Below are 7,480 nucleotides of genomic sequence, written 5' to 3' on the forward strand. Positions count from 1 at the left end.
ACTTTTACTTTTTAAAATTAATAATAAAAATATTTCTGAAACAACTGATTTATCAATTGAACAAACCCTTTCTTTTTTCCAAAATTTAGAATTGTCCAACGAAGAGACAAAAATTATTAATTTAGCTCTCAAAAGAAGTTATTAATCGTCTTACTTTTACAAGGAAATTGGGTTAGGATATCTTTCTTTTTATCGCGCAGTGGAGCAACTCTTTCGGGAGGAGAAGCACAAAGAATTAGACTTGCTACTCAAATTGGCTCCCAACTTTCAGGAGTAATTTATGTCCTTGATGAACCTTCCATTGGATTGCACCAAAAAAGGAACAACGATCTTTTAATTAAATCACTTCCAAAAAATGCGAGATTTAGGCAATTCTTTAATTGTAGTAGGAACACGATCATGATACAATGCTTGCCTCTGATTATTTAATTAGATATTGGTCCTCAAGCAGGCATTTTGGGAGGAAAAGTACAAGCAGCACACCCCAAGTAATGCAAAAACAAAAACAGCCTTACAGGAAAAATACTTATCTAAACAAATCCAGAATTACAGTTTCCCAAAACTAGAAGAAAAGGCAATAAAGATCATATTTTAGTTACCAAAGCTTCTAAAAATAATCTTAAATCAATTGATGTTTGCTTTCCTATGGAACAATTAATTGTAGTTACAGGCGTTTCTGGTGCGGAAAAATCTACTTTAGTAAATGATATTTTACTTGATTTTTTAAAACAAAAATACAGCAAAAAAAACAAAACTCAACAAAAGATTTTAGTTATTTAGTAAACGATTTTAACAAAGTCAAAAAAATAGTTGAAATTTCACAAGACCCAATTGGTAAAACTCCTCGCAGTAATCCCTTACTTATACTGGTGTTTTTGATGAAATTAGAGAACTTTACTCCCAAAACTAAAGAAGCCCAAATGAAAGGTTATCCAAAAGGCGTTTTTCTTTTAATGTTAAAGGCGGTAGATGTGAGGCTTGTAGTGGCGATGGGTTAAAAAAATATCTATGCATTTTTTACCAGATGTCTATGTTATGTGCGAAGCTTGTAAAGGAACTCGTTATCAAAAAGAAACTTTAAGCATCAAATACAAAGATAAAACTATTGCAGATATTCTTGCTATGAGTGTTGAAGAAGGGGTTTTATTTTTCCAAAATCATCCCAAAATTAAACATCAATTAGAAATTTTACAAAATGTAGGGCTTGGATACATTAAATTAGGACAGTCCTCGCCAACTTTATCCGGAGGAGAAGCCCAACGAGTGAAATTAGCAAGCGAACTACAAAAAAAAGTTATTCCAGGTGCTTTGTATATTTTAGATGAAACCTACCACAGGACTTCATTCAGAAGATGTTGAGCAATTACTTAAAGTTCTTCATCAAATGACAGATCAAAAAAGCTACTATTGTTGTAATTGAATATAATTTAGATGTAATTAAAAATGCTGATTATATCATTGATTTAGGTCCTGAAGGAGGAGCTTGCGGCGGATATGTAGTTGCAACAGGAACCCCAAGAACAAGTAAGCCAAAATGAAAAAGTTATACTGGTAAATATTTAAAAAGATTCTTAACGAAAAATAAATCCAAAATTTAAAGATGTAATCAAACTTTTAATTTAGATAAATCACAACTAACTACACCCTAAACATTGGACTAATTAAAATCAATTTAACAATTTAAAAAACTAATATTTAAAAAATTGCAAAATGGGCAAAAACAAAAACCACTTTTAAACTCACACCAACCAAACAATTTTAGGAAATATTTTATCCTTCTACAAAAAATATTTTAATTGCAACCTCACCAAAAAACCATTTAATCAGAAATCAAAAATTACTAATAATTTCAAGAAATATTTAGTTATTATGGTATAATAAATAGTAGGGAAAGAAAAGTAATTTACACAATTACAAAATTTATAAATGACAATTATTTTTCTACCACAAAATATTTATAAAAAAGATTAAATGAATGATTTTTCCTTTATTCATCCAAAAAACTTTACATATAATACCTGAAAAAGCCAAAATACATTGGCAAACAAAAAAGCTAAAAATTAAACTAAATAAACCCGCGAACCCCAAAAAACAACTTTTAATTTATTTAAAAAACTTAATGATAAATTAGTTGCCAAATTGTAAAACAAAAATGCAAAAACCCAACTTGTTTCCACAAAAAAACAATTAACACTAATTTAATTGGAATTTGCTTATATAATCAATATATAAATGAAAAAACTTATAATTATTTGCAACTATTTGCAACAATCAAACCAAATAACCTCTCTAACAACAATATTTTTTTAGTTTTTATTGATGCTTCATAATCAAACCAAATAACACCCCAAAACATAAAACAAACCCCAACAAACCAAAAAGGAAAAGGTATTAAAAATGGAAATTAAAAAACAACGATCAAAAAGTACAATATTTTTTTGAAGTTTCTTCAAAGGAATTAGAAACCCAACTGGCTAGTGCTTATGAAAAAATTAAACCAAAAGTAGAAATTAAAGGTTTTAGAAAAGGGCACGTTCCAAGAAAAATTTTTGAAAATCGTTTCGGTAAAGACAATTTATACTCCGATGCATTAGAAAATATCGTGCAAACCAAATATCAAGAAGTCCTACAAAAAAAGATTTCGAAAGTATGGGAATGCCTCAAGTAATTGATTTAGACGAAAAAAAACTTAAAGATAATCAAAATTTTACTTTCGGACTGGAATTTATCGTTAAACCTAAAGTTACTTTAAAAAAATATTTAGGTTTAGAAATTACAAAAGACGATCTTGAAGTAACAGATTGCGAAGTGGGAAGAAAAAAAAAAAATAAATTTCCTTATTAGAAAAACAAACAACTTTGGAACTCCAAAACCCAAAACGACTTTTTGGAATTAACAGACACTGCTATTTTTGATTTTGAAGGCTTTGTTGATGACAAACCTTTTGAAGTGGCGCTGCCAAAGATTTTAGTTTAGAAATTGGCTCTTGGTCAATTTGTACCTGGTTTTAAAGACCAAATGTTAGGGATGAAAACAAGGACAAAACAAAGAACATTATAATATCACTTTCCCAAGCGCATTACCACCAAAAAAAAGTTTAGCTAATCAAAAGCTGTTTTTAAAGTAACTCTACACCAAATCAAAACTAAAAAAATACTCAACTAACAGATAATTTGGTAAAAATCACTTTAAACTTGCCAATTCTTCAACCGTAGAAGAATTAAAAAACAACACTAAACAAACTCTTTTAGCTCAAAAAAAACACAAAGACAAAGAAAACGTTGAAAAACAAGTAATAGAACAATTAGTTAAAAATTCCGAATTAGAAATTCCTCAAGAAATTGTTTCCCAAGAACAAATCCGCCTCCAAAAAAGAATTTTAAAGCACAATTAAAACAACAAAATTTAACTTCTTTTGGAACAATACAAACAATATTTAGGTATTGATGATGAAAAAATGGGAAAAGAATTCAGCCAACAAGGCACAAACCTCCAATATCAACTTATTATGAACAAGTTGCAGCCCAAGAAAAATAACTATTTCCCAAGAAAAATCGAACAACAATACTCAAAAATTAAGTAACCATTACAAAGTTCCAGTTAATCAAATCAAACAAAACCTTCCTGAAAAAACCTAAAACATTCTCTTTTGATGGATGAAGCCTAGAACTTGTTATTAATAAAGCTGTTGTTGCTAAACAAAATTTATCACCCCACCAAAAATCACTCCACAACTTAAAAATGAAAAAGTTTAAAAGTTAAAAAAATATCGAAAGGGATGAAAATATATGAAAACCAAAAGCAAAAATTAAAATCCGATCTTTCTATGGATGCATTTGAAGATATTTTTTTCAAGAAATTCCTGAAACTTCCAGTTGTAGTTATCAGCGAAGTAATGCCTATTCCAAATGTTGATTTTCGTATTGGAAAAGTATCAGACCATTTCTTATTTAAAAGCTTTTAAAAGAGTCAGAAACTAACGCAAATTCTTTTGTTATTCTTTTCACTCTAAAGATTTATCACCCAACAAACCCAACTAACTAACCTTCAACGTTACGGTGTATTGGCACAAATAATTACTGTGTGCAAAAATCCCTCACGGCGATTTTAAAGTGAGATTTCGCATTTTACAAAGAGTAAAAATTGATAAATTTTGCAAAGTGAACCTTTTTAAAAGCCTCATATGAAAAGTCAACACCATTTATGGAAACGTTGAAGAAAAAGCCTTAATCAAGCTAGTTATAAAAAAAATTATGGACAAACCTTTTCAACTGCTTGTTCAAAACACCAATAATTTTTTAGATATCATCAAAACAGAACCAGAAACAGAAAATATCACTGATATCATTGATTTTTAATTTAAAAAATGATGATTTAGATAAATATAAATACCTTAAAGAAGCTCACCTAATAAAGAATTTTTTATATTCTTCAAGACATCCAAAGTTTACTTATAGACTTGATTTAGAACAAAAAAATCAATGAAAAAGTAAAACAAAGCATTGATGAAAACCAAAGAATTTATTTAAGAGAAAAAATGAAAGGATTCAATCCGAAATTAGGGACAAAGCCAAAAAGGAAGAAGAAATTGCAGAATTTGTAACAAAATCAAAAACTCCTTTTTACCTCCTGAAATCAAAAAGCTTTACAAGAATTCATCACGTTATCAATCATCACTGATTCTTTAATGGCAGAATCTTTAAATTAAAATTATTCGATTTTTACTGGAATTACTCTTGGGGCAAACCAGCCAAGATGGAAAACGATTTAGTTGCCATTGAAAAATCCTTAAATAACCAACATTACGTAATTTGGAAAAAGTCAAAGAACGTATTTTAGAATATGAAGAAGTCGTACAATGACTAAGAAAACCCTCAAAATATTTTAGCGTCTTGTAGGTCCTCCAGGAGTGGGGAAAACCTCACTTGCTTCTTCTATTGCCAAAACTTTAGGACGCCAATTTGTCAGTAGACAATCCTTAGGCGGTTGCCAGTTAATCAGAAATTAGAGGCCACAGAAGAACTTATATTGGAGCTATGCCTGGACGCATTCTTGCAGCAGTATTAGAGACGCCAAAACAGTTAATCCTGTCTTTTTATTAGACGAAATTGACAAACTAGTAGCCAATTATAACTTTGATCCTGCATCAGCTTTATTAGAAGTCCTTGACCCACAACAAAATATTAATTTTATGGATCATTTTATCGAACCATTTGATTTTATCCCAAGTATTATTTATCACCACTGCCAATTACATTGACAATGTTCCCGAAGCTTTAAAGACTGTATGGAAATTATTTTCCATGCAAGTTCTACAACTGAAAAAAGATAAAATTCAAATCGCTTCTAAATTTCTTTTAAAAAACAACTCAAAAAATCACGGAATCACTGACACAAATCTAGTTATTGACAACGATACTATCCTTTATTTAATTAGACATTACACCAAAGAAGCAGGAGAAGAGAGTTAGATAGAACTTTGCAGAACTAGCTTAGAAAACAGTTAAGAAGAATGTTTAATTACCAAAAAAGAACAAGTAATTATTATATATAAACGTTATTAAATACTTAGGTAAAGAAAAGTACCTACATCTTTTAGATGAACAAAAAGAAAAAAATAGGCTCCACTAACGGACTTGCCTATACTTATTTTGGAGGCGATTTGCTTCCAGTAGAAGTTACTTATTACAAAGGTAAAGGACAATTAGTCCTTACAGGTAAATTAGGGAGAAGTCCTTAAAGAAAGTGCTTATACTTCTGCTTTAAGTTTCATCAAAGCTAACTGTCAAAATTTAGGAATTGATGCCAATATTTTTGCAGAAAACGATTTTCACATTCATCTTCCAGAAACAGCCATTCCTAAAGATGGTCCTTCAGCTGGAATTACTATTGCTACTTCCTTGTCTCTGCAATTACCCAAAAATATGTTAAAAAGGTTTGGGGGAATGACAGGAGAAATTACTTTACGAGGCAATATTTTAGCTATCGGAGGCTTAAAAGAAAAAGCTATTGCTGCTAATCGTAGCGGTCTTGACACTATTTTTATTCTCAAGAAAATATCAAAGATATTGAAGATATTCCTGAAGAAGTAAGAACTAAATTAAATATTATTCCTGTATCAAACTGTTTCTGATGTATGTTTTTCGCAAGTATTTGTTTGATTAAGATATAAAAAACACCATCTTAAAGATGGTGTTTTTTGTTTTTATACATAATTAAAAAGTTTTCAAAACTTCAATTATTATTTTAATATTTATTTTTTTCGATAAAAATTACAAAAGAATAAAGGGAGCAAAAAAATCATTTACAAAGAAAAATTTACTTTCCTCCAATATTTAAATCCCCTACAAACGCTACAGAACTACCAACCTGAAGTTTGAAATTCAAAATCATTAGCAATGGTGTCTACTTTTAAGAATATCAAAAAAAAGTTCTCTCACTAGAAACAACAATCATTTTAACAGGAGTTGTAACTTTTACTCCTCTTTTTCACCCCAAAACCACTAATATTGTAGGCTAAAATCTCCACTAACAGTTTTAATTCCTGCATGCATCCCTACTAAATCAGTAATATAAATATCATTTTGAATAGATTCAATCATTTGAAAACTTTTTTTGCCAGGCACCAAATAACAATTAATCATAGAAGTACTGCCATCAAAACCGTTTCCAGTTGAGCTTGTTTAAAAATGCGAGCAGTTTTTAAGTTGTGGATAAACCTTGAAAACTCCTTTAGTAATAATGGGTTTGAATGGCAAGCTACTCCCTTCATCATCAAATTTTTCTTTAAAATAAGCCCCATCGTTTAAAGGATCATCAATAATACTAACTTTTTCAGAAGCAATTAAACAATTAACTTTATCTTTTAATTTAGTTATTGCGATGCTACTAAAATAGTAAAAATATCGTGCTGAAACTTTCCAAAAGGTCTGCAAACATTTCATTAGAAAAACAACTTATATTTTTAGATACCAAAGATTAGTCTTTCTAATTTTTTTCGCCCATCTCAACAATTTCATTACCAATTTAACAGGATTAAAGGTTACAAAAATCCTTAGCTAAAATTATTTTGCCATAACTTTCAATTCTCGCCTTCTTTTTGAAAAACCGCAGAAGCTATTGCCAAATAAGCAAAGTTGTTTTGTGCGATAAATTGAGCCCTTTTGGAATTTAATAATGTTTTTTTATGACAAACTTCTTGGTAAATAATGCCATTAGTAGCTCGCAAATGGGAATCCTTGCAACATTGTTTTTTCTTAACTGCAACAACAAATTTTGTTGTTGTTCTAATGGAATCCTTGTCCAAAATCAAAGTTATTTTCCAATACTTCATGATAACTGGAAGATCCTTCCGCAAATAAGAGCAGGTCTTTAGAAGTAATTGTCGGGCAATTTTCTTGAGGGTTTCCAAAAGCATTATCAAAAGCGTTGTCAGTTAATTGTTCTAAAACAATAGAAGTTTTTTTATTGGCAAAAATAC

9 protein-coding genes and 5 pseudogenes are annotated in these 7,480 nt (G+C 29.7%); 11 read left to right on the forward strand and 3 right to left on the reverse strand.

Going from position 1 to position 7,480, the window contains the following annotated elements:
• The first annotated feature begins 645 nt into the window (after nt 1-645).
• The 11 genes and pseudogenes from ACEW7V_RS01600 (at nt 646) to ACEW7V_RS01650 (ending at nt 6,092) form a co-directional block, all read left to right on the forward strand.
• Complete coding sequence (locus ACEW7V_RS01600) at nt 646-780, forward strand: hypothetical protein (RefSeq protein ID WP_374695666.1); 135 nt, start codon at nt 646-648, stop codon at nt 778-780.
• 175 nt (nt 781-955) lie between these two features.
• Nucleotides 956-1,538: pseudogene (locus ACEW7V_RS01605) on the forward strand (excinuclease ABC subunit UvrA); the annotation flags it as partial.
• A gap of 929 nt (nt 1,539-2,467) precedes the next feature.
• A pseudogene (locus ACEW7V_RS01610) lies at nt 2,468-2,844 on the forward strand (trigger factor family protein); the annotation flags it as partial.
• A gap of 424 nt (nt 2,845-3,268) precedes the next feature.
• A pseudogene (locus ACEW7V_RS01615) lies at nt 3,269-3,394 on the forward strand (hypothetical protein); the annotation flags it as partial.
• A 21-nt stretch (nt 3,395-3,415) separates the two neighbouring features.
• Nucleotides 3,416-3,583, forward strand: coding sequence for a hypothetical protein (locus tag ACEW7V_RS01620; RefSeq protein WP_374695667.1), 168 nt, complete (start codon nt 3,416-3,418; stop codon nt 3,581-3,583).
• Nucleotides 3,584-3,778: 195 nt separating this feature from the next.
• Nucleotides 3,779-3,964: a hypothetical protein gene (locus ACEW7V_RS01625; RefSeq protein WP_374695668.1), complete on the forward strand. Its 186-nt coding sequence runs from the start codon at nt 3,779-3,781 to the stop codon at nt 3,962-3,964.
• Nucleotides 3,965-4,347: 383 nt separating this feature from the next.
• On the forward strand, nt 4,348-4,485 hold the full coding sequence (locus ACEW7V_RS01630; RefSeq protein WP_374695669.1) for a hypothetical protein: 138 nt from the start codon (nt 4,348-4,350) through the stop codon (nt 4,483-4,485).
• Nucleotides 4,486-4,909: 424 nt separating this feature from the next.
• Nucleotides 4,910-5,008: a hypothetical protein gene (locus ACEW7V_RS01635; protein ID WP_374695670.1), complete on the forward strand. Its 99-nt coding sequence runs from the start codon at nt 4,910-4,912 to the stop codon at nt 5,006-5,008.
• A gap of 157 nt (nt 5,009-5,165) precedes the next feature.
• Entirely contained in the window at nt 5,166-5,471 is a 306-nt protein-coding gene (locus tag ACEW7V_RS01640; protein ID WP_374695671.1) for a hypothetical protein, read from the forward strand.
• Nucleotides 5,472-5,599: 128 nt separating this feature from the next.
• Nucleotides 5,600-5,740 carry a S16 family serine protease gene (locus ACEW7V_RS01645; RefSeq protein ID WP_374695672.1) on the forward strand — a complete coding sequence of 47 codons (141 nt, stop codon included), beginning with the start codon at nt 5,600-5,602 and terminating at the stop codon, nt 5,738-5,740.
• Nucleotides 5,741-5,771: 31 nt separating this feature from the next.
• Complete coding sequence (locus tag ACEW7V_RS01650) at nt 5,772-6,092, forward strand: S16 family serine protease (protein ID WP_374695748.1); 321 nt, start codon at nt 5,772-5,774, stop codon at nt 6,090-6,092.
• Nucleotides 6,093-6,503: 411 nt separating this feature from the next.
• Here ACEW7V_RS01650 and ACEW7V_RS01655 read toward each other — a convergent pair.
• The 3 genes and pseudogenes from ACEW7V_RS01655 to ACEW7V_RS01665 form a co-directional block, all read right to left on the reverse strand.
• Nucleotides 6,504-6,944, reverse strand: a pseudogene (locus ACEW7V_RS01655) (metallopeptidase TldD-related protein).
• Nucleotides 6,945-7,081: 137 nt separating this feature from the next.
• Nucleotides 7,082-7,306 carry a hypothetical protein gene (locus ACEW7V_RS01660; protein ID WP_374695673.1) on the reverse strand — a complete coding sequence of 75 codons (225 nt, stop codon included), beginning with the start codon at nt 7,304-7,306 and terminating at the stop codon, nt 7,082-7,084.
• Nucleotides 7,287-7,480, reverse strand: a pseudogene (locus ACEW7V_RS01665) (TldD/PmbA family protein); the annotation flags it as partial. The gene ACEW7V_RS01660 and the pseudogene ACEW7V_RS01665, both read right to left, overlap by 20 nt.

The organism is Areca yellow leaf disease phytoplasma, assembly GCF_041920595.1.